The organism is Streptacidiphilus rugosus AM-16, from assembly GCF_000744655.1.
GTDB lineage: Bacteria > Actinomycetota > Actinomycetes > Streptomycetales > Streptomycetaceae > Streptacidiphilus > Streptacidiphilus rugosus.
This window is the reverse complement of the sequence record NZ_JQMJ01000004.1, coordinates 1,850,744-1,874,371: the sequence shown is the minus strand read 5'-3', so window position 1 is coordinate 1,874,371 and position 23,628 is coordinate 1,850,744. Positions and strand designations below refer to the sequence as shown.

At 71.2% G+C, this 23,628-nt stretch carries 18 protein-coding genes and 1 tRNA gene; 7 read left to right on the top strand and 12 right to left on the bottom strand.

Annotated features, from left to right (window positions below; genetic code table 11):
- Positions 1-40: 40 nt before the first annotated feature.
- Both BS83_RS48590 and BS83_RS17625 read right to left on the bottom strand, forming a co-directional pair.
- Positions 41-418: a hypothetical protein gene (locus BS83_RS48590; RefSeq protein ID WP_051943248.1), complete on the bottom strand. Its 378-nt coding sequence runs from the start codon at positions 416-418 to the stop codon at positions 41-43.
- Between the two features lie 334 nt (positions 419-752).
- Positions 753-827: transfer RNA gene (locus tag BS83_RS17625), tRNA-Leu, on the bottom strand.
- Positions 828-922: 95 nt separating this feature from the next.
- On the opposite strand from BS83_RS17625, the gene BS83_RS17620 reads away from it, so the two are divergent.
- Positions 923-1,561 (top strand): ANTAR domain-containing response regulator, encoded by a 639-nt coding sequence (locus tag BS83_RS17620; RefSeq protein WP_232248392.1) that lies wholly within the window; start codon positions 923-925, stop codon positions 1,559-1,561.
- A gap of 83 nt (positions 1,562-1,644) precedes the next feature.
- On the opposite strand, the gene BS83_RS17615 is transcribed toward BS83_RS17620, so the two are convergent.
- The 7 genes from BS83_RS17615 to BS83_RS17585 form a co-directional block, all read right to left on the bottom strand.
- Positions 1,645-2,361, bottom strand: a complete 717-nt coding sequence (locus tag BS83_RS17615) for an ABC transporter ATP-binding protein (protein WP_037604704.1) — start codon at positions 2,359-2,361, stop codon at positions 1,645-1,647.
- Entirely contained in the window at positions 2,358-3,194 is an 837-nt protein-coding gene (locus BS83_RS17610; protein WP_037609280.1) for an ABC transporter ATP-binding protein, read from the bottom strand. The genes BS83_RS17615 and BS83_RS17610 overlap by 4 nt, the downstream gene beginning before the upstream one ends.
- A gap of 5 nt (positions 3,195-3,199) precedes the next feature.
- Positions 3,200-5,122 carry a branched-chain amino acid ABC transporter permease gene (locus BS83_RS17605; RefSeq protein ID WP_037604703.1) on the bottom strand — a complete coding sequence of 641 codons (1,923 nt, stop codon included), beginning with the start codon at positions 5,120-5,122 and terminating at the stop codon, positions 3,200-3,202.
- Between the two features lie 4 nt (positions 5,123-5,126).
- Positions 5,127-6,056 (bottom strand): branched-chain amino acid ABC transporter permease, encoded by a 930-nt coding sequence (locus BS83_RS17600; protein ID WP_037604702.1) that lies wholly within the window; start codon positions 6,054-6,056, stop codon positions 5,127-5,129.
- A gap of 123 nt (positions 6,057-6,179) precedes the next feature.
- Entirely contained in the window at positions 6,180-7,406 is a 1,227-nt protein-coding gene (locus BS83_RS17595; RefSeq protein WP_037604701.1) for a branched-chain amino acid ABC transporter substrate-binding protein, read from the bottom strand.
- Positions 7,407-7,570: 164 nt separating this feature from the next.
- Entirely contained in the window at positions 7,571-8,236 is a 666-nt protein-coding gene (locus BS83_RS17590) for a hypothetical protein (protein ID WP_051943242.1), read from the bottom strand.
- Between the two features lie 87 nt (positions 8,237-8,323).
- Positions 8,324-8,806 (bottom strand): PaaI family thioesterase, encoded by a 483-nt coding sequence (locus BS83_RS17585; RefSeq protein WP_051943239.1) that lies wholly within the window; start codon positions 8,804-8,806, stop codon positions 8,324-8,326.
- 170 nt (positions 8,807-8,976) lie between these two features.
- Between BS83_RS17585 and polA the strand changes: the two genes are divergently transcribed.
- From polA to BS83_RS17575, 3 genes are all read left to right on the top strand, one after another.
- Complete coding sequence (gene polA / locus BS83_RS17580) at positions 8,977-11,748, top strand: DNA polymerase I (RefSeq protein ID WP_037604700.1); 2,772 nt, start codon at positions 8,977-8,979, stop codon at positions 11,746-11,748.
- 388 nt (positions 11,749-12,136) lie between these two features.
- Positions 12,137-12,271, top strand: coding sequence for an SPW_0924 family protein (locus BS83_RS45490; RefSeq protein ID WP_157597219.1), 135 nt, complete (start codon positions 12,137-12,139; stop codon positions 12,269-12,271).
- Between the two features lie 32 nt (positions 12,272-12,303).
- Positions 12,304-13,344: a DUF3068 domain-containing protein gene (locus BS83_RS17575; protein WP_051943237.1), complete on the top strand. Its 1,041-nt coding sequence runs from the start codon at positions 12,304-12,306 to the stop codon at positions 13,342-13,344.
- Here the strand turns inward: BS83_RS17575 and BS83_RS17570 are convergent.
- Positions 13,261-14,121: a class I SAM-dependent methyltransferase gene (locus BS83_RS17570; protein ID WP_051943236.1), complete on the bottom strand. Its 861-nt coding sequence runs from the start codon at positions 14,119-14,121 to the stop codon at positions 13,261-13,263. The two genes, BS83_RS17575 and BS83_RS17570, sit on opposite strands and share 84 nt — an antisense overlap.
- A gap of 323 nt (positions 14,122-14,444) precedes the next feature.
- Between BS83_RS17570 and rpsA the strand changes: the two genes are divergently transcribed.
- The 3 genes from rpsA to coaE all read left to right on the top strand — a co-directional run bounded on the left by rpsA (position 14,445) and on the right by coaE (position 18,984).
- The gene (gene rpsA, locus BS83_RS17565; RefSeq protein WP_037604698.1) at positions 14,445-15,944 is read left to right on the top strand and encodes a 30S ribosomal protein S1; all 1,500 of its coding nucleotides are present in this window, start codon (positions 14,445-14,447) and stop codon (positions 15,942-15,944) included.
- 186 nt (positions 15,945-16,130) lie between these two features.
- A complete protein-coding gene (locus BS83_RS17560) occupies positions 16,131-18,320 on the top strand; it encodes an MMPL family transporter (protein ID WP_051943234.1) in 2,190 nt (729 codons plus the stop codon).
- A 58-nt stretch (positions 18,321-18,378) separates the two neighbouring features.
- Positions 18,379-18,984, top strand: a complete 606-nt coding sequence (gene coaE / locus BS83_RS17555) for a dephospho-CoA kinase (protein ID WP_037609274.1) — start codon at positions 18,379-18,381, stop codon at positions 18,982-18,984.
- A gap of 3 nt (positions 18,985-18,987) precedes the next feature.
- Here the strand turns inward: coaE and treZ are convergent, their stop codons facing one another.
- Together treZ and treY are read right to left on the bottom strand one after the other, a co-directional pair.
- A complete protein-coding gene (treZ, locus tag BS83_RS17550) occupies positions 18,988-20,760 on the bottom strand; it encodes a malto-oligosyltrehalose trehalohydrolase (RefSeq protein WP_051943232.1) in 1,773 nt (590 codons plus the stop codon).
- Positions 20,761-21,198: 438 nt separating this feature from the next.
- The gene (gene treY / locus BS83_RS17545) at positions 21,199-23,544 is read right to left on the bottom strand and encodes a malto-oligosyltrehalose synthase (protein ID WP_037604697.1); all 2,346 of its coding nucleotides are present in this window, start codon (positions 23,542-23,544) and stop codon (positions 21,199-21,201) included.
- Positions 23,545-23,628 lie beyond the last annotated feature (84 nt).

Here is a 23,628-nt window from a genome sequence, read left to right as displayed (position 1 = left end):
TTGGAATCTCATGGGGTCGGCAGGGCTCACTTGGGAATCGTCAGTGCTTGGGTCCGACATGCTCATCCATCAGTGCCACGGAGGCGCGGCGGGCGAGGGAGATGTTGTAAGGACTGCTCCCACGTTTTGTCACTTTCCACTCGACGCCGACCTCGTCGAGGGCGTCGGTGAAGATCCGACGGATGTCGTCGGACTTGTTCGTGAAGACGCACCGCGGGTACGCGTAGCGGCGTCCGCGGCCCGTCGCCCGGTTGGTGAACCCGCAGCCGTCGGAGTGGATCAGGCCGCGTACCAGCTCCCGCAGGTGCTCGGCGACGATGGTCCGCCGCCAGTCGGCGAGCACGATCGGGCGCAGGTGCTCGGGACCCGGACCGGCCTGGGGGAAGAGGCAGGGCCGGTGCTTGCTGTAGCCGACCACGCTCGTGCACCCGGGGCAGGCAACGCGACAGACCCTGTTCGTGGGCAGAACCTCCGTCAGGGTCCGCTCGCAGGCGTCGATCAGCCCTGTGGCATTGGGGGTGGGGTGCCCGTCGTGAAGCAGCCAGGTGCGCAGAGTCGACCGGGAGATCTCTGTGGCGCGGCTGGTCTCACTGAGTGTCAGGCCCCGAACGTGCGAGCGCTGTCGTGTGGCCGAGTCGTACATGCGCGCCAGGATTGGACCGGCGCTGCCGAGGCGTTGCCTATTCCCGGCCGACTTCGCTCATTTGCGTGAAGCGGTCCAATGATCGGAATCCTTCGAATCGAAGGTAAAGTGCCCCGGGTCGGACTCGAACCGACACTGTGTGGGTTTTGAATCCACTGCCTGCTGCCAATTGGGCTACCGGGGCCTACGGATCGAAGGCTGAGCCTCCCCCGCTGCAACTCAAAGATACCGTGTCCGGGTAGGCTCGTGCACGCACCCCCGGTAGCTATGAGGAGCATCGTGACCGTCGCCGACGAGCCGCAGGACCCGCATGTCCCGCCGACGACGACTCGAGTCGTCATCGCGGAGGACGAGGCGCTGATCCGTCTCGACCTCAAGGAGATGCTCGAGGAGGAGGGTTACACCGTCGTCGGTGAGGCCGGGGACGGGGAGACCGCCGTCAAGCTCGCGCAGGAGCTGCGGCCGGATCTGGTGATCCTGGATGTGAAGATGCCCATCCTGGACGGGCTGTCCGCCGCCGAGCAGATCCACGAGGCGCACATCGCGCCGACCCTGATGCTGACCGCGTTCTCGCAGCGCGAGCTCGTCGACCGGGCCAGGGACGCCGGGGCGATGGCCTACATCGTCAAGCCGTTCAACAAAGGGGACCTCGTCCCCGCCATCGAGATGGCCGTCTCCCGGTACAGCGAGATCCGCGCGCTGGAGCTCGAGGTCGAGGACCTCAACCAGCGGCTGGACACCCGCAAGCTGGTCGACCGGGCCAAGAGCGTGCTGCAGACGAAGTTCGGGCTCTCCGAGCCGGCCGCCTTCCGTTGGATCCAGAAGACGTCCATGGACCGCCGGATGACCATGAAGGCCGTCGCCGAGGCCGTCATCGAGGAGGGCGCCGCGCAGGACGCCAAGAAGAAGGCGGAGTAGCCGCGGCGCAGCGGCAGGAACGCGAAGAGGGGGCGGGCCCGAACGGGCCCGCCCCCTCTTCGCGTGCGGTGGTGCGGTCGTGCTCAGTCCTCGCCGAGGTAGGCCTTGCGGACCGACTCGTCGGTCAGCAGGTCCTGGCCGGTGCCGGAGAGGGAGATCTTGCCGATCTCCATCACGTGCCCCTGGTCGGCCAGCGACAGCGCGGCCTGGGCGTTCTGCTCGACCAGGAGGATCGTCGTGCCCTGGTCGCGCAGCTCGGTGATGGTCGCCATGATCTTCTGCATCATGATCGGCGACAGGCCCATGCTGGGCTCGTCCAGCATCAGCAGCTTGGGCTGCGACATCATCGCGCGGCCCATCGCCAGCATCTGCTGCTCACCGCCGGAGAGCGTGCCGGCCGCCTGCTTGCGGCGCTCTCCGAGGATCGGGAAGCGGGCGTACGCCTGCTCCACGTCCGCGTCGATGCCGGCCTGGTCCTTCCGGAGGAAGGCGCCGAGCAGCAGGTTCTCCTCGATGGTCATGCGGGCGAAGATCCGCCGGCCCTCGGGGGAGTGGGCCAGGCCAAGGCCGACGATCTTGTTGGCGGCCATGCCGTCGATCCGCTGCCCGTCGAAGTGGATCTCGCCGGAGACCGGCTTGAGCAGACCCGAGATCGTGCGCAGCGTCGTGCTCTTGCCGGCGCCGTTGGTTCCGATCAGCGAGACGACCTGGCCGGCCTCGATCGAGAAGGAGATGCCCTTGACGGCCTCGATCTTGCCGTAGGCGACGCGGAGGTCCTTGACCTCGAGCAGCGCGGTCACTGGGACTCCTCGGTGCTGGTGGTGGTGCCGGTGGTGCCGTCGCCCTCGTAGGGCGTGCCGAGGTAGGCGGCGATGACCCGCTCGTCGCTCTGCACGGTCTGCGCGTCGCCCTCGACCAGCTTCTGACCCTGGACCAGCACGGCCACCCGGTCGCAGAGGTTGAAGATGAAGCGCATGTCGTGCTCGATGACCAGGACCGCGACGCCGCGGTCGCGGATCGCGAAGACCAGCTCCTCGGTCGCGCGGGTCTCCTGCGGGTTCATGCCGGCGGTGGGCTCGTCCAGCAGCAGCAGGCCGGGGTCGCTGGCCAGGGCCCTGGCGATCTCCAGCTTGCGCTGCTCGCCGTAGGGGAGGTTGCGGGCCAGCCAGTCGCGCTTGGCGCCCAGGCCGACGAACTCCAGGAGTTCCAGGGCCTTCTCGCGGGACTCCTTCTCGGCCCGGTGGTAGCCGGGGCCGCGCAGCAGGGCCGAGATCAGGCCCTCCTTCATCCGGGTGTGCCGGCCGACCAGGACGTTCTCCAGCACCGTCATGTTGTGGAACAGGCGGATGTTCTGGAAGGTGCGGGCCATGCCGGACGCGGTGACCTTGTGCGGGGTCGGCGGAAGCACCTTGTCCCGGTAGGTCACCTTGCCCTCGGTGGGCACGTACAGCCCGGTGAGGCAGTTGAAGAAGGTGGTCTTGCCGGCCCCGTTGGGGCCGATCAGGCCGATGATCTCGCCGGTGTTGACGGTCAGGTCGACCCCGCCGACGGCGGTGAGGCCGCCGAAGCGCATCACGACGCTCTGGGCTTCCAGCAGCGGAGTGCCTGCCGGGGTGGTGAGGGTGTCGGTCATCTCGGTCACGCCCCTGCGGTGCTGAGGTGGGCGGCGGAGGGCTCGGTCTCGGCCTCGTGGAACTCCAGCTGCTGGCGCTTGCTGGCGATGATGCCCTCCGGGCGGAAGCGCATGAAGAGGATCAGCGCGGCGCCGAAGACGAGCAGCTGGTGGCTCTGCAGGAACTGCAGCTTGGACTGCAGGACGTAGAAGAGCATCGCGCCGACGAACGGCCCCGGCACGGTGCCCATGCCGCCGATGACGACGGCGGCGAGCAGGAAGGCCGAGTTGGGCGGCACGGATCCGGCGAACTGGAACGGGTCGGGCACCACGCTCAGGGTGACGTGGGCCATGACGGTGCCGGCGAGGCCGGCCAGGGTCGCGCCGAGGGCGAAGGCGAGCAGCTTGAACCGGAAGCCGTTGATGCCCATCGCCGAGGCGGCGATCTCGTCCTCGCGGATGGCGATCCAGGCGCGGCCGATGCGGGAGTCGCTGGCCCGGCTGAAGATCAGCACCACCAGCGCGGTGACCAGCAGCATCAGCTCGAAGTAGTTCGAGAACCGGCCCAGGCTGACGCCGAGCACCGAGTGCGAGGCCCCGAAGTCGAATCCGAAGATGTTGAGGTCGGGGATGTTGACGATGCCGTTCGGGCCGCCGGTGAGGTTCGGGCCCGAGACGCCGTCGAGGTTGCCGACGACGATGCGGAAGATCTCACCGAAGCCGAGGGTGACGATGGCGAGGTAGTCGCCGCGCACCCGCAGGGTCGGTGCGCCGAGGATGACGCCGAAGATGCCGGAGACCGCCGCGCCGGTCAGCGCCGCCGCCCAGAAGGGGAAGGTGACGTGGAGCGCGGAGGTGGCGGCGCCGGAGACCAGGGCCGCGGTGTAGGCGCCGACGCCGAGGAAGGCGACGTAGCCGAGGTCCAGCAGACCGGCCATGCCGACGACCACGTTGAGGCCGAGCGCGGTGGTGCCGAAGATCAGCAGGTTGACGCCGATGGTGGCGTTGACGTCGCTGGTCTGCGTGAGCGGGAAGACGGCGGCGGCGACGAAGGTGCCGATCGCCAGTGCCGCCCGCTGGCGGGCGAAGAGCTCGCCCATGCGGGTCAGCAGGCCCGTGTAGCGCAGGCCCCAGAGGGCGAAGCAGAACGCGATCATGAAGCCGGTGAAGAGCTCGCCGGAGGAGGTGTCGATGCCGTACATGAAGACGACGAGGCCCACCGCCAGGATGGCGACGATCAGCAGGATCTCGACCACGCCGGGGAGTCGGCGCAGCGGGCGCGGGGTCACTGCCTGGCCGGCGTAGTTGGCGACGATCATGAGCACCAGCGCCAGCAGGACGAGACCGGCGACGATCCAGCACAGTCCGTCAAGGCCGGTGCCGACCGGGATCGAGATCACGCCGAGGACGCCGAGGCCGGCCGCGGCCCCGACCACCTTCAGGGCCAGCTGACCGGTGACCGAGCTGTCGCCGGCCGTGCCGCGCGGCAGGGCGAGGCCGCCGACCAGGGTCACCAGCGCCGCCCCGCCGGCGATCAGACCGCCGGTCGTGAGGTTGGCCAGGCCGCCGAGCTCGAAGCTGATGGTCAGCAGGGTGTACCAGGTGGTGCAGAACGCGCCGATCGCGAGGATGAACCCGGCCGCGTCGGCGTCTCCGGAGGGGGAGAGCCAGCGCATCCCGGACGGGCGGAAGGCGGCGATCGCGAAGAGCGTCGTCAGCAGTCCGGCGGCGAGGGTGACCCACTGGAGCCCGGCCGGGTAGCCGTTGACCGTGAGGTTGTCAGGGAAGTCGGAGCTGTAGGTCCAGGCGAGGAACGCGGAGCCGGCGGTCAGCAGACCGCCCACGGCGGTGAGCGCGCGGGCCGCGGTGGCGGGCAGCGGGAGCAGCGGCCGCGCGGTGTCCTTCGTCAGGCCGTAGGTGGCCTCGGCGGTGAGCGGAAGATCGGTCATGATGTCACGCCCTGTCCGCGACGCGTTCGCCCAGCAGGCCTTGTGGCCTGAACATGAGCACGAGGATGAGTACGACGAAGGTCCACACACCGGCCCAGGTGCCGCTGCTGAACTGGCCCATGCCGGGGATGTCCTTGACGTAGATGCCGGCCAGCGACTGGACCATGCCGATCACGATGCCGCCGAGCATCGCGCCGTAGATGTTGCCGATGCCGCCGACGACCGCGGCGGTGAAGGCGTAGAGGCCGTTGAGGAAGCCGATGAACGGGTCGATCTGGCCGTAGCGGAGGCCGTGCGCGACGCCGGCGACGGCGGCGAAGGTCGCGCCGAGGGCGAAGGCGATGACGATCACCCGGTCGGTGTCGATGCCCATCAGCCTGGCGGTGTCCGGGTCCTGCGCGGTGGCCTGCATGGCGCGGCCGGTCCTGGTGCGGTTGACGAACCAGGCCAGGAAGAGCATGGAGACCAGGGCGGCGGCGACCACGAAGAAGTCGGCGGGCTGGATCAGCACCGAGCCGAGCTGCACGGCCTTGCCGGGCAGCGAGGGGAAGATCAGCGCGGACGTGGCGCCCGGGTAGTAGGCCCACACCAGTTGCTGCAGCACGATGGAGAGGCCGATCGCGGTGATCAGCGGTGCGAGTCGCGGTGCGTTGCGCAGAGGCCGGTAGGCGAAGCGCTCGGCGAGGACGGCGATGACCGTCGAACAGATGATGCCGCCGAGGAGCATGAGTGGCAGCGCGACCCACAGGGACACGCCGCTGCCGAGGTTGGTCCACACGGTCAGCGCGCCGAAGGCGCCGGTCATGAAGATCTCGCCGTGGGCGAAGTTGATGAGCTGGACGATGCCGTACACCATCGTGTAGCCGACGGCGATCAGTCCGTAGGTCGCACCGAGGAGTAGGCCGTTGGCCAGGTTTTGCGGCAGTTCGTGCACCGCCGGCCTCCGAGAGTTCGAGTGTTCGCTGGGAAAGCTTGGGCCCGCAAGGGTGGCGGGTATGGAACCGCGCGGGGGCGCTGCGGTTGCGCGCCCCCGCGCGGCGGGGTTGGTGCGGGAGCGTCAGCCGGTGAAGGAGCCGCTCTTGATGGCGACCCACTTGCCGCCCTTGACGCCGTAGACCGTCAGCTGCTTGTTGGTCGCGTCGCCGTACTGGTCGAAGGAGACCGTGCCGGTCACGCCCTGGAAGTTGACGTTGGCCATGGCGGCCTCGATCGCGGCGCGCGGGTTGCTGGGCAGCTTGCCGTTGTTGGCGTTGACCACGGCCTTGACGGCCTCGATGATCGCCCAGGCGCTGTCGTAGGAGTAGCCGCCGTAGGCCGCGTACGGGTCCTTGTAGCCGGCCGCGTTGTAGTCCGAGATGAACTTCTTGGCGGAGTCCAGGCTCTCGACCGGCGCGCCGACGGAGGTGGCGAGGTCGCCCTCGGCCTTGCCCTGGGCCAGGTCGATGTACTTCGGGTCGAACATGCCGTCGCCGCCCTCGAGCGGGATGTTGACGCCGGCGTCCTTGAGCTGCTTGGTGAGCGGGCCGGAGTCCGGGTACTCGCCGCCGAAGTAGACGAAGTCGGCGCCGGACGCCTTGATCTTCGCCACGGTGGCGGAGTAGTCGCTGGCGCCGTCCACGACGTGGTCCTGGCCCACGACGGTGCCGCCGAGCTTGGTGAACTCGTCCTTGAAGGTGCCGACCAGGCCCACGCCGTAGGCGAGCTGGTTGTCGACCAGGTAGACCTTCTTCTTGCCCAGGTCGTTGTACGCGTACGTGGCCGCGAACGGACCCTGGATGGCGTCCGTGGTGGCGGTGCGGAAGTAGGACTTGAACGGACGGACCTTGACGCCCTTGGCCCAGTCCGGGCCCTGGGTGAGCGGCACGCCGGTGTTGGCGGGCGAGACCTCGACGAGGTTGGCGTCGTTGAACACCTTCTGCATCGAGCCGGCGACACTGGAGTTCAGCGGGCCGACCACGCCGACCACGCTGGAGTCGGCGACGAGGGTGGTCGCGTTCTGCTGACCCTGCTGCGGCGACTTCTTGTCGTCCAGCGCCTCGATCTTGAAGGTGATGCCGGGGACCTCGTTGGTCTTGTTGGCGTTCTTGATCGCCAGGTCGACCGAGTTCTGGATACCGAGGCCCAGCGCGGAGAGCGAACCGGTCAGCGGAGCGTCGACACCGATGGTGACGGTGCTGCTGCTGCCGCCGCCTCCGGTGCTGCTGGCGCGGGAACCACAAGCGGTGAGGGTGAGCGTGGTGGTGGCCGCGATGGCGGTCAGCACGAGCAGGGAACGGTTGCGCACGTGAGTCCTTCCTCTGTTGCGAGGGTCGAACCGCGCGCAGGCCCCGACCTGTCGTACCGATGGCGCGGTGACTGGCGGTGACTTTAGGGCTCCACTGTGCGCCTTCGGGAGCGGTTGCGTCGGTATGTGATGCGGTTGTTATGAGCTGAGGAAGATTTGAGACTTCAGGTTCGACGGCAGGCGGCGGTCATGGCCTGGTGCAGGTCGGCGGTATATCGGTCGCCGAGTATTTCGCTTTCCGTCTGGATTGCGCGGATGTTACTGAAGGTGACGTCGATGAAGGGCATCGCGTCGTTTCCGGGAATCTTCGAGCAGTCCTGTACGACCGCGAAGAGTTGGATGAAGACGGTCTGTCCCTGTTGCACCGGGATCGGCAGCGGGGGCTCCGGGTGGAACGTCAGGCCCCGGTAGGGCTGCGTGATCTGACCGATCGTCATGGTGGCCGTGTCGCGGTTGGTGACGCCGACGACGAAGACGGTGCCGCGCGGGATCGCCACCGCCCGGGTGACGCTGCCCTGGTAGACAACCGAGGCGTAGAGGGCCGGCCAGGGGGTCGCCTGGGGCGCGCCGGGCTGAGGGGCCAGCAGATAGAGCGTCACCGCGAGCAGCACGGGCGGTGCGAGCAGGGCGGCGGCGCGGCGCGGCCGGCTCAGCCCGCTCCACCACGAGCCCACGCGGCGCTCCAGCCGGCTGCCCCCCGAGACGCTCAGCTGGGTCACCGGGGCGCTCGCCTGGTCGCCCCAGACCAGCTCGGGCTCACTGATCGCGCCGGTGTGCGCGTACTCCGCCGGACGTTCGTCCCCGGCCCGTCTTCGGTCGCTTCGCGACATCGCCCCGTGCCCCCTCCGCCCGCCGGGACTCCCGTGGACGGTCGCTTGTTGCCCGGCCGGGGGCCGGGCCAAACGCGCGCGGTCGGGTCAGAGGTCGCGCAGCATGCAGGTCAGCCGGCAGCTGGTGATCCGGCGGCCCTGGTCGTCCGTGATGGCGATCTCGTAGGTCGCCGCCGTGCGGCCGCGGAACACCGCCGTGGCCACCCCGGTGACCAGGCCGGAGGTCGCCGAGCGGTGGTGCGTCGCGTTCAGGTCCACGCCGACCGCGTAGCGGCCCGGCCCCGCGTGCAGCATCGCGCCGACCGAGCCGATCGTCTCCGCGAGCGCGGCGGACGCGCCGCCGTGGAGCAGTCCGTAGGGCTGCTGGTTGCCCTCGACCGGCATGGTGCCGACCACGCGCTCCGGAGAGGCCTCGACGACCCGGATGCCCAGCCGCTCGCCGAGGTGGCCGCCGGAGAAGGTCTCCGGGTTCACGCCCAGCTTGGCGAAGTGGTCCAGCACGTCCTGCGGGACCTTCAGCTCGGGGCCGTGCTCGGGGGTGGGGCCGGTCTGCTCGGACAAGTCGGACATGCTGCTCCTGACGCCGTCGTCGTGCGTGATCCGGTGCGATCGTACGACGCCCCGCCGCCCCACTCGTTGCGGGGATCGCGGCACGTGTCCGGGGCGGCCCGATCTGTCGGTGCCGGGCCATAGGATTTCGGGAGCAAGCAAGCAGTCGGCAGAGCGGTGGGTGGCAGGCGATGGCAGGCAGTAAGGCAGCGACGGCGGTCGGTTCGGCGGGCGCGTCCGGCGGCGCCCGGGGGCGGCTGCTGCTCATGGACGGCCATTCGATGGCCTATCGCGCCTTCTACGCCCTCCCCGAGGAGAACTTCAGCACCGCCACCGGCCAGCCGACCAACGCGGTCTACGGCTTCACCTCGATGCTCGCCAACATCCTGCGGGACGAGGCCCCGACGCACTTCGCCGTCGCCTTCGACGTCTCGCGCAAGACCTTCCGCGCCGCCATCTACCCGGACTACAAGGCCACCCGCTCCGCCTCGCCGGAGGGCTTCCGCGGCCAGGTCGAGCTGGTCGGCGAGCTGCTCGACGCCCTCAAGGTGCCACACCTGCGCTCCACCGAGTACGAGGCCGACGACATCATCGCCACCCTCGCCACCGAGGCGGCGGCCGACGGCTGGGAGGTGCTGATCCTCACCGGGGACCGCGACGCGCTGCAGCTGGTCGGCGAGCACGTCACGGTGCTCTACCCGACCAAGGGCGTCTCCGAGTTCACCCGGTACACCCCCGAGAAGGTGTTCGAGAAGTACGGCGTCACCCCGGCCCAGTACCCGGATCTGGCCGCGCTGCGCGGGGACCCGTCGGACAACCTGCCCGGCATCCCCGGCGTCGGCGAGAAGACGGCCGCCAAGTGGATCAACCAGTACGGCTCCTTCGCCGAGCTGGTCGCCCACGCCGAGGAGGTCAAGGGCAAGATCGGCGAGAAGCTCCGGGCCGGCCTGGAGGACGTCAAGCGCAACCGCGAGCTCACCGAGCTGATCCGCGACGTCGAGCTGCCGCTCGGCCTGGCCGATCTGGACCGCAGGCCCTACGACGTCCCGGCCACCACGCTGCTGCTGGACGCCCTGGAGTTCCGCAACCAGCAGCTGCGTGACCGCCTGTTCGCGGTCGACCCGGGCGCGGGCTCCGCCGGCGCCGAGACGGCCGCCGCCGCGTCCGGCCCCGGGGTCGACATCCACGGCACACTGCTGACCGCCGAGGGCGCCCTGGCGGCCTGGATCGCCGAACACGCCGCCGAGGCCCGCGTCGGCCTCGCCGCGGACTACAGCTGGTCGCTGGGCGAGGGCCACGTCAAGGCGGTGGCGCTGGCCGTCGCCGAGGGTCCCGCCGCCTGGTTCGACCCGACCGCGCTCGCCGAGGCCGACGAGCGGGCGCTGGCCGCCTGGCTCGCCGACGCCTCGCGCCCCAAGGCGCTGCACATCGCCAAGCAGGTCCAGCGCGCCTTCGCCGAGCACGGCTGGCAGGTCGCCGGCGTCGAGGGCGACAGCGCCCTCGCGGCCTACCTGGAGAAGCCGGGACGCCGCACCTTCGGCCTCGACGTGCTGGCGGAGGAGTACCTCGGCCGCACGCTCGGCTCCGCCGCGGCCGCCGACGCGGGCCAGCTCGCCTTCGGCGACGAGGCCTCCGAGGAGGACGAGGCCGCAGCCGCCGCCGAGCTGCTGATGGTCCAGGCGCGCACCGTGCTCGACCTCGGTGAGGTGCTGGAGGCCAGGCTCGCCCAGGAGAACGCGCTCGGCCTGATGCGGGATCTCGAGCTGCCGATCGCCGAGCTGCTGGCCCGGATGGAGCGCACCGGCATCGCCGCCGACCGCGAGTGGCTGACCCAGCTGGAGATCCAGTTCGGCGCCGCGGTCCAGCGGGCGGTCAAGGAGGCCCACCACGCGGTCGGCCACGAGTTCAACCTCGGCTCGCCCAAGCAGCTCCAGGAGATCCTCTTCAACGAGCTCGGCCTGCCGAAGACCAAGAAGATCAAGACCGGATACACGACCGATGCCGACGCGCTGACCTGGCTCTCCGGGCAGACCGAGCACGAGCTCCCGGTCATCCTGCTGCGCCACCGCGACCAGACCAGGCTGCGCAGCACCGTCGAGGGCCTGATCAAGACGGTCGCGGCCGGAGGCCGGATCCACACCACCTTCAACCAGATGGTGGCCGCGACGGGACGTCTCTCCTCCACCGACCCGAACCTGCAGAACATCCCGGTCCGCACCGAGGAGGGCCGGATGATCCGCCGGGCCTTCGTCGTGGGCGAGGGCTTCGAGACGCTGCTGACCGCCGACTACAGCCAGATCGAGCTCCGGGTGATGGCCCACCTCTCCGAGGACGAGGGTCTGCTGGCCGCGTTCGCCTCCGGCGAGGATCTGCACACCACGGTCGGCTCGTACGTCTTCGGCGTCGAGCCCGGCGCGGTCGACGCGGAGATGCGGCGCAAGGTGAAGGCCATGTCCTACGGGTTGGCCTACGGCCTCTCCGCCTTCGGTCTCTCGCAGCAGCTCGGCATCGAGGCCGCCGAGGCGCGCCGCCTGATGGACACCTACTTCGAGCGCTTCGGCGGCGTCAGGGACTACCTGCAGCGCGTCGTCGAGGAGGCCCGCGGCACCGGCTACACCGAGACGCTGCTGGGCCGCCGCCGGTACCTGCCGGATCTGAACAGCGACAACCGCCAGCGCCGCGAGATGGCGGAGCGGATGGCGCTCAACGCGCCGATCCAGGGTTCGGCGGCGGACATCGTCAAGATCGCCATGCTCAAGGTCGACGCGGCGCTGCGCGAGGCCGGCCTGGTCTCGCGGATGCTGCTCCAGGTGCACGACGAGATCGTGCTGGAGATCGCCCCCGGCGAGCGGGCGCAGGTCGAGGAGCTGGTCCGCCGCGAGATGGCCGGCGCGTACCCGCTGCGCGCCCCGCTGGACGTCTCCGTCGGCGCGGGCGCGAACTGGGAGGACGCGGGCCACTGATCCGGCTCCGCCGGGCCGGCCCGGCGACACCCTCGGGGGCGCGGGGAGCTGCGCGAGCGACCACTCCGGGCGGACGGCCCTGCGCGTTCGGGGCACCGTCCCGTCGGGTGGTCTCGCGCGCAGTTCCTCGCGCCCCCGAGGAGCTGCGACTGTCCTTCCGACCATGACAGGGTCCCCTGCCAGTCGTCCCGGATCGAGGAACTGACGGACCGTTCGTCCGCCTCCTTCTCCCGCCGGTGCGACCGGTGGCCGATGCGGCGGCCTGGCGGGCAGGCGGGCGGCAGAGCCCGGTAGAACCTGTTCTCATTTGTGGTCCGCGGCGCTACGGTGCGCTTCTGCCCGGACTCCCAAGGCTGTCGAGCTCCGGTGCCGAGGGGAGCTGTCCGACGTGCGTGTGCTGATGGCGGCGGTCGCGGGAGCCGTGCTGGCCGTCCTGCTCGCCCTGGTCGCCGTGCCGCTGGCGAGCCAGAACGGCCCGACCTCGGCCAAGCCGCTGCTGACCAGCGCCCCGGCTCATCCGTAGTGCGCGAGCAGCGCGTGAGGAGCGGAACAACGATGCGCCACCGTCTCAGCCTGGTCCTCGTCGCGCTCGCGGCCTTCGTCGCGGTCCTCGGCGTGATGCTGCGCGTCTGGGTCTACCCGCGCGTGGTCGCCGTGCCGGACAACCAGTACCAGGCCGTGGTGCTGGAGGCCAAGGACGCGACGCTGATCGACTACAGCCGGATGGTCGGCGTCCCGCACCAGCACGTGACGATCGTCCAGACTCTGAAGGGCGATGCCGCGGCCGCGCAGGCGGAGAAGCGTCGCACCGGCCGCAGCGTCGTCGTCTGGGACGGCCTCTCCTACGTCCTCGGCAACGACGGCAAGCGGCTCTCCGCGATCCCCGAGGTCTACGTCTTCGACGCCCGTACCCAGGAGCCGGTGCACTGCTGCGGGGAGAGCGTGGACGGCGACGCGCTCAGCCGGATCGGCGTCGAGTACAAGTTCCCCTTCGACACCCAGCCGCACGACTACCAGTACTTCGACCCGCAGACGCGGGCCTCCGCACCGATCCACTACAAGGGGAGGCAGAAGCTCGACGGGCTGACCGTCTACTACTTCGAGCAGACCATCCCGTGGACCCGCGTCCCCTTTCCCAAGGCCATGCCGGAGAACGTGGCGATCACCCCCGCCCAGATCGACGCCCTGGGCTACCAGCGCTGGTACACCACCGTGCGCAAGTTCTGGGTCGACCCGGTGACCGGCGCCCCGGTCGACGGCGAGGAGCTGCACAACGAGCAGCTGCGCTTCCCCGCCTCCTCGGGGATGGCCCCGGTCACGATCTTCTCCGGCGACGTGAAGATCCGTCCCGACTTCAGGGCGAGCGCGCTCGCCCTGGTCAAGAGCCAGCGCACGCTGGTGCTGATGCTCAGCACCTATCTCCCCTGGGGTCTGCCGACCCTGGGTGTCGTCCTGCTCGGCCTCGCCTTCGTGGCCGAGGGCCGGGCCCGGCGGCGGGCCCGGCCGCTCGGCTCAACTCCCGTCCCTGACGCAGACGAAGATCGCCGTGCCGGGGATGTGACGGCCGCGCAGGGGACTCCAGCCGCCCCACTCTGAGGTCAGTCCCTCGGGCCACTCGGGCTCGACCAGGTCGACCAGCCGGAAGCCGGCCAGGGTCAGCTCGCGCACCCGGTCGCCCATCGTGCGGTGGTGCTCGACGTAGACCGCCGCGCCGGCGTCGTCCTCCTCGACGTAGGGCGTGCGGTCGAAGTAGGAGGCGAGCGCCGTCAGTCCCTCGGGGCCGGGCTCGTCGGGGAAGGCCCAGCGGATCGGGTGGGTCACCGAGAAGACCCAGTGTCCGCCCGGACGCACCACCCGGTGCACCTCGGTCATCAGCCGCGCGGTGTCGGCGGCGAAGGGGACGGCGCCGTAGGCGGAGCAGGCCAGGTCGAAGCTGCCGTCGGCGAAGGGCAGCTCCGTCGCGTCCGCCTGGACCAGGGGGACCGGTTCGCGGTCGAGCTGCTGGTCGATCCGCAGCGAATGCTGCAACTGACGGTGCGAGAGGTCCAGTGCCACCGGCAGGGCGCCCTGCGCGGCGAGCCAGCGCGAGCACTGGGCCGCGCCGGCGCCGATCTCCAGCACCCGGCGACCGCGCAGCGAGGCCGGGTCGCCGAGCAGCCGGGCGTCGGCCTCGTCCAGGCCCTCGGGGCACCAGGTGAAGCGGGCGTCACCGAGGAAGGAGCCGTGCTCGTCCTGGTACTCGTCGGCGTTCCGGTCCCACCAGCCGCGGTTGGCGCGGCTGCTCTCGGCGGCGCCGGAATCCCTGCGGACGGCGTCCGCGTCGTCGTCGCCGGTCGCCTGCGGCAGGGGCTCGGGGGGAGTGTCATCGATCATGTCGTCGATAGCGTAGCCTTGGCGCCGTAGCAAACGAGGTGGCCGCAGGGTCTTGCGGATTGTCCCGTACGAGCGATAGACATCACTCCGTCCGGGCCCTTTCCGGCAGTGCGGCGTCCGCATTGACCGTGCACGGCTGTCCCCGTATGCTACAAGTTGCGCTGCGGGCCTGCGCGCCTCGGACGGAGCAGGTCGCGCTCGCATCTGTTGAAGACCCCACCAGTCCCGTGTTCGGGGCTCCTGGGTGTCCTTGGTGGAGCGATCACGGGTCCCCGGCGTGGTAGTACCTACGACTTCATGTCCGTACCGGAGCCCCTTTCCTAATGACGAGCAGCACCGAGGCCCCCACCACTCCCCAGGTTGCGGTCAACGACATCGGCGACGCCGAGGCCTTCCTCGCCGCGATCGACGAGACCATCAAGTACTTCAACGATGGTGACATCGTCGAAGGCACCATCGTGAAGGTTGACCGTGACGAGGTGCTCCTCGACATCGGTTACAAGACCGAGGGCGTCATCCCGTCCCGCGAGCTGTCCATCAAGCACGACGTCGACCCGCACGAGGTCGTCGCCGTCGGTGACAGCATCGAGGCCCTTGTTCTCCAGAAGGAGGACAAGGAGGGTCGTCTGATCCTGTCCAAGAAGCGCGCCCAGTACGAGCGCGCCTGGGGCACGATCGAGAAGATCAAGGACGAGGACGGCATCGTCACCGGTACCGTCATCGAGGTCGTCAAGGGTGGTCTCATCCTCGACATCGGCCTCCGTGGCTTCCTCCCCGCCTCGCTCGTCGAGATGCGTCGTGTCCGCGACCTCCAGCCGTACGTCGGCAAGGAGCTCGAGGCCAAGATCATCGAGCTGGACAAGAACCGCAACAACGTGGTCCTGTCCCGCCGTGCCTGGCTGGAGCAGACCCAGAGCGAGGTCCGTCAGACCTTCCTCACCACCCTGCAGAAGGGCCAGGTGCGCTCCGGCGTCGTCTCCTCGATCGTCAACTTCGGTGCCTTCGTGGACCTGGGTGGCGTCGACGGCCTGGTGCACGTCTCCGAGCTGTCCTGGAAGCACATCGACCACCCGTCCGAGGTTGTCGAGGTCGGCCAGGAGGTCACCGTCGAGGTTCTCGACGTGGACATGGACCGCGAGCGCGTCTCCCTGTCGCTGAAGGCGACCCAGGAGGACCCGTGGCAGCAGTTCGCCCGGACCCACCAGATCGGTCAGGTCGTCCCGGGTAAGGTCACCAAGCTGGTTCCGTTCGGTGCGTTCGTCCGCGTGGACGAGGGCATCGAGGGCCTGGTCCACATCTCCGAGCTGGCCGAGCGCCACGTCGAGATCCCGGAGCAGGTCGTCCAGGTCGGCGACGAGATCTTCGTCAAGGTCATCGACATCGACCTCGAGCGTCGTCGCATCAGCCTCTCGCTGAAGCAGGCCAACGAGTCGTTCGGCGCCGACCCGGCCTCGGTCGAGTTCGACCCGACCCTCTACGGCATGGCCGCGTCCTACGACGACCAGGGCAACTACATCTACCCCGAGGGCTTCGACCCGGAGGCCAACGACTGGCTGCCCGGTTACGAGAAGCAGCGCGAGGAGTGGGAGCGCCAGTACGCCGAGGCGCAGCAGCGCTTCGAGCAGCACCAGGCGCAGGTCATCAAGAGCCGCGAGGCCGACGCCGAGGCTGCGGCCGCCGGCGAGGGCGCGGCTGTCGAGGTCGGCGGCGGTTCGGTCTCCGGTGGCTCGTACTCCTCCAGCAGCGACGAGACCTCGGGCGCCCTGGCGACCGACGAGGCCCTCGCCGCCCTGCGCGAGAAGCTCGCGGGCGGCCAGAGCTGAGGCTCTGATCGCTGAGTAGCAGCACCTCAGGAACCCCCGTCCGGGAAACCGGGCGGGGGTTCCTGCATGTCCGGGTTTAACCGGATTTGACGAATATGGCGTAGCCCATACCGGATGGCTCTACCGATCAAGGGACAACTCGGTCACCGTGGACACAGTTGCCCTGAACGGAAGCAAGGCCTCCACATGCACCAGAAGTCCACGCGTTGCAGCGGCCCCTTCGCAGCGCTCGGAAGGTTCAGCTTCCGCCATCGGCGCTGGGTCGCGCTCGCCTGGACCGTGCTCGTGGTCCTGGGCCTCCTCTTCGGCACCAAGGTCTTCAACGTCGCCGCCCCGTCCGCCAAGGCGGCCGGCTCCGAGTCCGCCGTCGGCAGTGCGCTGCTGTCCCAGGCCGGGACGAGCAAGGACGCGCTGCAGGCCCTGGTCTCCGGCAGGTCCCCCGACGACGCGAAGGTGCGCAGCGCCGTCGCCTCCGCCGAGAAGGACCTGAGGGCCCTGCCCGGCGTCGCCTCGGTGAGCGACGTCAAGGCCGCCGACGGCTCCTCGCAGGTGCTCAGCGTCCAGCTCGGCGACGCCAAGGCGCTCGACCGGGCCACCGCCCGCCTGGACCGGATCGCCGCGGACAGCGGCGCCACCGTGAGGCTCGGCGGCAACCAGGTGCTCCAGCAGCAGGTGCAGGAGCAGACCAAGTCGGACACCGAGGGCGGCGAGATGATCGCGCTGCCGGTCACCCTCGCGGTGATGGTGCTGATCTTCGGCGGCTTCGTGGCGGCCGGCCTGCCGCTGCTCGGGGCGATCGGCTCGGTGGCCGGCGCGCTGCTGGCGCTGTTCGGCTTCACCCGGATCATGCCGATGGACACCAGCGTGCTGCCCATCACGACCGTCCTCGGCCTCGGGCTCTCCATCGACTACGCGCTCCTCATGGTCAACCGCTTCCGCGAGGAACGCAGCAAGGGCGCCACCATCGAGGCCGCCGTGGAGCGCACCAGCGCCACAGCCGGGCGGACCATCGCGTTCTCGGCGCTGACCGTCGCGGTGGCGCTCTCCGGCCTGTTCGTACTGACCAGCCCGATCTTCAGGGCCGTGGCGGCGGCCGGGGTCAGCGTCGTCGTCATCACCGTGCTCTCCGGCCTCACCCTGGTCCCGGCGATGCTGGGCTTCGCCGGGAAGCGGATCAAGCCGCCCAAGCGCGGGGTGCGGGACGACGGCCGCTTCGCGTGGGTCGTCCGCCAGGTGCAGCGCAAGGCCCTCCCGGTGGCGCTGGGCGCGGCAGCGCTGCTGGTCGCCTGCGCGGGGCCGTTCTTCGGGGCGCACGCCCAGAGCCTGGGTACGCAGGTGCTGCCGAGCAGCTTCAGCAGCCGCGAGGTCGCCGACGTGATCGCGGCGGACTACCCCCAGCTGGCCGAGCCGGACGTCACGGTCTACGTGAAGAGCGACAAGGCCGTCGCGACCGCCTACGCCGAGAAGATCGCCACCCTGGCGGACGTGCGATCGGCCCAGGTCACCGAGACCGGCGGCAGCGGCGACTCGGCCTGGTCGGCCGTCGGCGTGCGGGTGGACGGCACGGCGCAGGGCGCGACCGCCCAGCACGTCGTGGGCGAGCTGCGGGCCGACCGGGCCGGCCTGGAGACCTGGGTCACCGGCAACGCGGCGAGCGTCGTCGACTTCCGGCACGAGATCGACACCCGCGGCCCCTGGGCGCTCGGGCTGATCGTCGTGGCGACCTTCATCCTGCTGTTCCTGATGACCGGCTCGGTCGTCGTGCCGGTCAAGGCGCTGGTGATGAACCTGCTCTCGCTGGGTGCGGCGCTCGGCGTGATGACGCTGGTCTTCCAGGACGGCTGGTTCAGCGGCCTGCTCGGCTTCACGCCGACGGGCGGCCTGGAGGCGTGGATCCCGGTCCTGGTCTTCGTCTTCTCCTTCGGGCTCTCCATGGACTACGAGGTCTTCCTGCTCTCCCGGATCAAGGAACTCCACGACGAGGGCTACGCCTGCTCGCGCTCGGTGGAACTCGGCGTGCAGCGCAGCGGCCGGATCATCACCTCGGCGGCGGCGCTGATGGTGATCGTCTTCCTGGGCTTCTCGACCGGACGGATGCTCGACATCAAGGAGATCGGCCTCGCCCTGGCGGTGGCGGTGCTGGTGGACGCCACGCTGGTACGGATGCTGCTGGTGCCGGCCACGATGTCGCTGTTCGGCAAGGGCAACTGGTGGGCTCCCGCTCCGCTGCGCCGCCTCTACGCCCGCTTCGGCCTGAAGGAGCACGCCAACCTCCCGCCGCTCCCGGAGGCCGTCGGCGCGCTGCCGCTCCAGCGGTCCCAGGCCCCCGAGTCCGAGTCCCTGCCCGTCCCCGCCGCGGACCGCCGAGCGGCCTGAGCCCTGCCGCCCGGGGCGGAGTGGTGCCGGGTGAGGGGGTGCCGATAGGTTGCTGGGCATGGTGAAGGTTGGACTCACGGGCGGTATCGGCGCAGGCAAGAGCGAGGTGTCGCGGCGGCTCGCCGTGCTCGGCGCGGTGATCGTGGACGCGGACCTGATCGCGCGCGAGGTCGTCGCCCCGGGGACGCCGGGGCTCGCCGCCGTCGTGGCCGAGTTCGGCGAGGACGTGCTGGCCGCCGACGGCTCGCTGGACCGGCCGCGCCTCGGCGCCGTCGTCTTCGCCGACCCCGACAGGCTCGCGGCGCTCAACGCGATCGTGCACCCCCTGGTCCGCGACCGCTCCGCCGCGCTGGAGGCCGCCGCCGGGCCCGACGCCGTCGTCGTCAACGACGTGCCGCTGCTCGCGGAGAACAAGCTCGCGCCGCTCTACGACCTGGTGGTCGTGGTGGACGCCGCCGACGAGACCCGGCTGCGGCGGCTGGTGGACCTGCGGGGCATGACCGAGGAGGACGCGCGCGCCCGGATGGCCGCGCAGGCGAGCCGCGCCGACCGCCTCGCCGTCGCCGACCTGGTGATCGACAACGACGGCCCGCTGGACGGGCTCGAGGCGCAGGTCCGCGAGGTGTGGCGGAAGCTGCGGGACTACGCGCCCCGCCGGGGCTGATCCTCACCGATCCCGAGGGTCGGCTTCGCCCGCTCCGTGGACGATCACGGTCGCCTGTGGGGCGAGCACCGGTCCGGTCGCCTGCCCGGCCGGGAAGGCCGCGACGCGACGGCCCTCGGGCAGCGGCAGTTCGCGCGGGCCGTCGGCGAGATTGACGCCCAGCGTCAGCGCGCCCCGACGCACCGTCAGCCAGCGTGCGGCTTCGTCGAATCGGACCTCGGCCGCTCCGGTGGCCAGCCCGCGCAACCGGAGCAGCAGCCGGTACCACTCCAACAGGGCAGCGTGGTGGCCGCGTTGGGGCTCCGTCCAGTCCAGACGCGAGGCGGCGAAGGTGGACTCGGCCTGCGGATCGGGGATCTGGTCCGGTCGCCAGCCGTGCTCGGCGAACTCGCGGCGACGGCCCTCGCGGACCGCCTGCGCCAGCGCCGGGTCCTGGTGGTCCGTGAAGTACTGCCACGGCGTGGACGCGCCCCACTCCTCGCCCATGAAGAGCATCGGCGTGAAGGGCGAGAGCAGCACCAGGGCCGCGCCCGCGGCGAGCAGTTCGGGCGTGAGGGTGGCGGCGAGCCGGTCGCCCAGCGCCCGGTTGCCGATCTGGTCGTGCGTCTGGGCATAGCCGAGCAGGCGGTGCATCGGTGTGCGGAGGGCGTCCAGCGGGCGGCCGTGGGAGCGCCCGCGGAAGCTGGACCAGCTGCCGTCGTGGAAGAAGCCGCCGGTCAGGGTCTTGGCGAGGGCGGCGAGCGGGCGGGCCGCGAAGTCGGCGTAGTAGCCCTGCCTCTCGCCGGTCAGGGTGGCGTGCAGGGCGTGGTGGAAGTCGTCGCTCCACTGGCCGGCCAGTCCGGTGCCGCCCGCCTCGCGTGGCGTGATCAGGCGCGGGTCGTTCAGGTCCGACTCACCGACCAGGAAGAGCGGACGACCGCTGCGCCGGGCCAGCGCGTCGACCGCGGCGGCGAGCTGTTCCAGGAACGGCAGCGCGCGGGTGTCCACCAGGGCGTGCACCGCGTCGAGGCGCAGCCCGTCGATGCGGTAGTCGCGCAGCCAGGCCAGCGCGCTGTCGATCAGGTACGCGCGCACCTCGTCCGAGCCGGGCGCGTCCAGGTTCACCGCCGCGCCCCAGGGGGTGTGGTGCCGGTCGGTGAAGTAGGGGCCGAAGGCGGGCAGATGGTTGCCGGACGGGCCCAGGTGGTTGTGCACGACGTCGAGCACCACCCCGAGCCCGTGGCCGTGGGCCGCGTCGACGAAGCGCTTGAGCCCGTCGGGCCCGCCGTAGGGCTCGTGCACGGACCAGGGCGACACGCCGTCGTAGCCCCAGCCCTGACGGCCGGGGAACGAGCAGACCGGCATCAGTTCGACGTGGGTGACCCCGAGTTCGGCCAGGTGCGGCAGCCGGGCCAGTGCGGCGTCGAAGGTGCCCTCCGGGCTGAAGGTCCCGACGTGCAGCTCGTAGAGGACCGCGCCGTCGAAGCCGTGGCCGGGGCGTTCCGGCGTGCGCCAGGGGAAGGCGGCGTGGTCCACGAGCCGGGAGAGCCCGTCGGGACCGTCCGGCTGGCGGGGGGAGCGCGGATCGGGCCGGGTCGGGCCTCCGTCGAGCCGGAAGCCGTAGCGGCTCGCCGCCGGGTCGGCGGGCACACCGGTCTCCCACCAGCCGTCCCGGCTCGGGTCGCGCCGCATCGGGTGGACGCCGCCGTCCACCTCGACCTCGACGGTGACGGCATCCGGGGCCCAGACCGCGAAGCGATGCGGGCGGCGGTCGGGCGCTGGCGTCGGCGTCGGCATACGGTCCTTCCTACCCGGCCCGGCGACCCGGACATGCCTGAACCGGGCCGACTTCCACCGCGCGGCCTTCTGCCGCACCGTCGGTCGGCGGAGCCGGCTGCCCGCGCGGCGGAGCCGGGCCCGGGCCGGGTCGAACGCCTGCGGAGGTTTGTTGATCGACCGTTCGGGTCGTGGACGCGAAGGCTACGTCGCGGGCACGGTTCTTCCCGGCCCGTCACGACCCGGCCCGGCCGGGCCGACACCGCGGCCGGCGCCGGAGCCTGTCCCAGGGGTACCTCCCGGCCGAAGGCTGGGAGGAGGATCCTTCCGGGTGCCCGGCACGGGCCGTCTGCCGTGTTGCCGCAGCGCCCGCGTCCCTCCGGTCCGAGACCGATGCAACGCCGTGCGGCTGACCGCGCCCGACACCGCGGACCGATCCGCAGAGACCGCGGACGGGCCCTAGGTGCGGGTGAGCAGGGCGACAGGGAGGGGGTTGAGCAGGTCGGCGAGCGGGATCGCGCCGCGCAGGCCGTGGCGGCCGGTCAGGGCGTCGGACCAGGTGCCTTCGGGCAGCGGCAGCGTCTGCTCGCCCCAGCCGCCCGCGCGTTCCAGGCCGAGGGGAAGGCGGGTGACGACGGTCAGCTGCGCGTCGCCGCGCAGGAAGGCCAGGGCGTGGGGGGAAGGCGTGGTCCAGGGGGTGTAGGGCTCCTTGGGTTCCTGGAGGGAGCGCAGCCGCAGGGCCGTCCGGGTGAGCGAGGCCTTCTCGGCGGCGAGGCCGTGCGGGTCGGCGTGCGCGGGGAAGGCGACGATGCCGCGGTTGTCCGGGTCGACCAGCGTGTGCAACGGGAACTCGCTGCCCTGGTAGAGATCGGGCACGCCGGGCATGGTCAGGTGCAGCAGGGCCGCGCTCAGCGTGTTGACCCGCTCGTACGGGGCGACCCGTGCGACGAACGCCGTGATCCTGGCGGCCAGCGCCGGGGTCTCCGGCACGGCGCGGGCCAGGGCGGTGACGGCGCGTTCGTAGGAGGCGTCGGGGTCGGTCCAGTCGGTGTGCAGTTTCGCCTCGCGGACGGACTTGAGCGCCGCGGCGGTCAGCCGCTCGGCGTCGATCGGCCAGGCCGCGAACGCCGTCTGCCAGACCAGGTCCTCCGCGTCCCGGTCCTGCGGCAGCCCGCCGCCCGGCGCGAGCGCCGACCAGGCGGCGCGCTCGGCGAGCCACTCCTCCGGCAGCTCGGCCAGGACCGCGAGGCGGGCCCGGGCGTCGGCGCTGCGCTTGGTGTCATGGGTGGACAGCGCGGTCATGGTCGCGGGCCAGTCCCGCGCCAGGTCGGCGCAGTACGCGTGGAAGGCCTCCAGGCTCACCCCTGGGCGCGACGGTTCGCCGCCGACCTCGTTGAGCGAGAGCAGCGGATGGTGCCGGTAGTAGGCGGTGTCCTCGACGCCCTTGGCGGCGACCGCCGCCGCCGTCTGCGCGAAGCGGGCGCGCAGCGAGGCGGGGGAGTCGGGCGCGAGCAGCAGCGCCCGGACCAGGGCGGCCGTCCCGGTGAAGGGCCCCGGCAGCAGCGCCTCGTCCGGCCGCGCGGCGAGCGCCTCGACGTCGGCGTCGGGCAGCGGCTCGCCCGGCACCGGGTAGGGGCGGTAGCGGGGGAAGCCGGCCAGCATTCCGGCGAGTGCCGCGCGGATCGCCCAGTCCGGATGGTCGCCGAGCGCGACGTCGTCCCCGCAGGCGGTCCTGACCTCGCGGACCAGCCGGGCGACCTCGGCGTCGAGCTCGCCCTGCGGGCGCACCAGCTCGGTCCGCCCGCGTTCGGCCGCGCCGAGGGCGACCTCGGCGGGCGGGCGCAGGGCCCGCAGCACGCCCGCGCCGTCGGTCAGCACGCCGTCGATGCGGCGCAGGGCGTCATAGCCCGTCGTCCCTGCGCAGGGCCAGTCGCCGGGGAGCGTCTCGGCGCCGGTGAGGATCTTCTCCACGACGACGTGCGCGCCGCCGGTGGCCTCGCGCAGCCGGCGCAGGTAGCCGCGCGGATCGGCGAGCCCGTCCGGGTGGTCCACCCGGAAGCCGTCCAGGACGCCCTCGCGCTGCAGGCGTATCAGCAACGCGTGGGTCGCGTCGAACACCTCGGGGAGCTCGACGCGGACGGCTATCAGGTCGTTGACGGTGAAGAACCGGCGGTAGTTGAGCTCGGTGCCGGCCAGCCGCCACCAGGCGGGGCGGTACCACTGCCGGCGCAGCAGTTCGGGCAGCGGCAGGGTCTCGGTGCCGGGACGCAGTGGCAGCAGCTGCGGGCCGTGCCGGAGCACCGGCTCCTCTCCGTCGGGGCCGAGGACGCGTTCGACGCCGAAGCCGCCCGACTCCAGCACCGCGCCGAGTCGGTCGCCGAGTATCGGCAGCAGCACCCGGCCGTCCTGCGCCGCCCAGTCGATGTCGAACCAGGCGGCCCACGGCGACTGCGGTCCCTCGCGCAGCGTCCGCCACAGTGCCCGGTTCAGGTGCAGCGGCGTGGGCACCGCCATGTGGTTCGGCACGATGTCCGCGAGCAGGCCGAGGCCGTGCGCCCGGGCCCGGGCCGCCAGCTCCCGCAGCCCGGCCTCGCCGCCGAGCTCGGTGCTGATCCGGCCGTGGTCGACCACGTCGTAGCCGTGCCGCGAGCCCGGCGTCGCCTGGAGGACCGGCGAGAGGTGCAGGTGCGACACCCCGAGCCCGGCCAGGTACGGCACGGCCCGTGTCGCTTCCGCGAAGCCGAATCCTGGCTGGAGCTGGAGCCGGTAGCTGGCCGTCGGTGCCCGGTGCTCGGCAGGTGTCATACCTCCACGCCTACCCCACCCGGGGGCCGCCCACGACCCGGGCAGGGCAATCGGTCGAACCTGTGCACGACGCTCCGCGCGGCC

What these genes read in the sequence shown, in the direction of transcription:
- BS83_RS17610 (WP_037609280.1), bottom strand. Translation starts at nt 3,194, where the DNA reads ATGACCGACACCCTCACCACCCCGGCAGGCACTCCGCTGCTGGAAGCC.
- BS83_RS17605 (WP_037604703.1), bottom strand. Translation starts at nt 5,122, where the DNA reads ATGACCGATCTTCCGCTCACCGCCGAGGCCACCTACGGCCTGACGAAG.
- BS83_RS17590 (WP_051943242.1), bottom strand. Translation starts at nt 8,236, where the DNA reads ATGTCGCGAAGCGACCGAAGACGGGCCGGGGACGAACGTCCGGCGGAG.
- BS83_RS17585 (WP_051943239.1), bottom strand. Translation starts at nt 8,806, where the DNA reads ATGTCCGACTTGTCCGAGCAGACCGGCCCCACCCCCGAGCACGGCCCC.
- polA (WP_037604700.1), top strand. Translation starts at nt 8,977, where the DNA reads ATGGCAGGCAGTAAGGCAGCGACGGCGGTCGGTTCGGCGGGCGCGTCC.
- BS83_RS17575 (WP_051943237.1), top strand. Translation starts at nt 12,304, where the DNA reads ATGCGCCACCGTCTCAGCCTGGTCCTCGTCGCGCTCGCGGCCTTCGTC.
- BS83_RS17570 (WP_051943236.1), bottom strand. Translation starts at nt 14,121, where the DNA reads ATGATCGATGACACTCCCCCCGAGCCCCTGCCGCAGGCGACCGGCGAC.
- rpsA (WP_037604698.1), top strand. Translation starts at nt 14,445, where the DNA reads ATGACGAGCAGCACCGAGGCCCCCACCACTCCCCAGGTTGCGGTCAAC.
- BS83_RS17560 (WP_051943234.1), top strand. Translation starts at nt 16,131, where the DNA reads ATGCACCAGAAGTCCACGCGTTGCAGCGGCCCCTTCGCAGCGCTCGGA.
- coaE (WP_037609274.1), top strand. Translation starts at nt 18,379, where the DNA reads ATGGTGAAGGTTGGACTCACGGGCGGTATCGGCGCAGGCAAGAGCGAG.
- treZ (WP_051943232.1), bottom strand. Translation starts at nt 20,760, where the DNA reads ATGCCGACGCCGACGCCAGCGCCCGACCGCCGCCCGCATCGCTTCGCG.
- treY (WP_037604697.1), bottom strand. Translation starts at nt 23,544, where the DNA reads ATGACACCTGCCGAGCACCGGGCACCGACGGCCAGCTACCGGCTCCAG.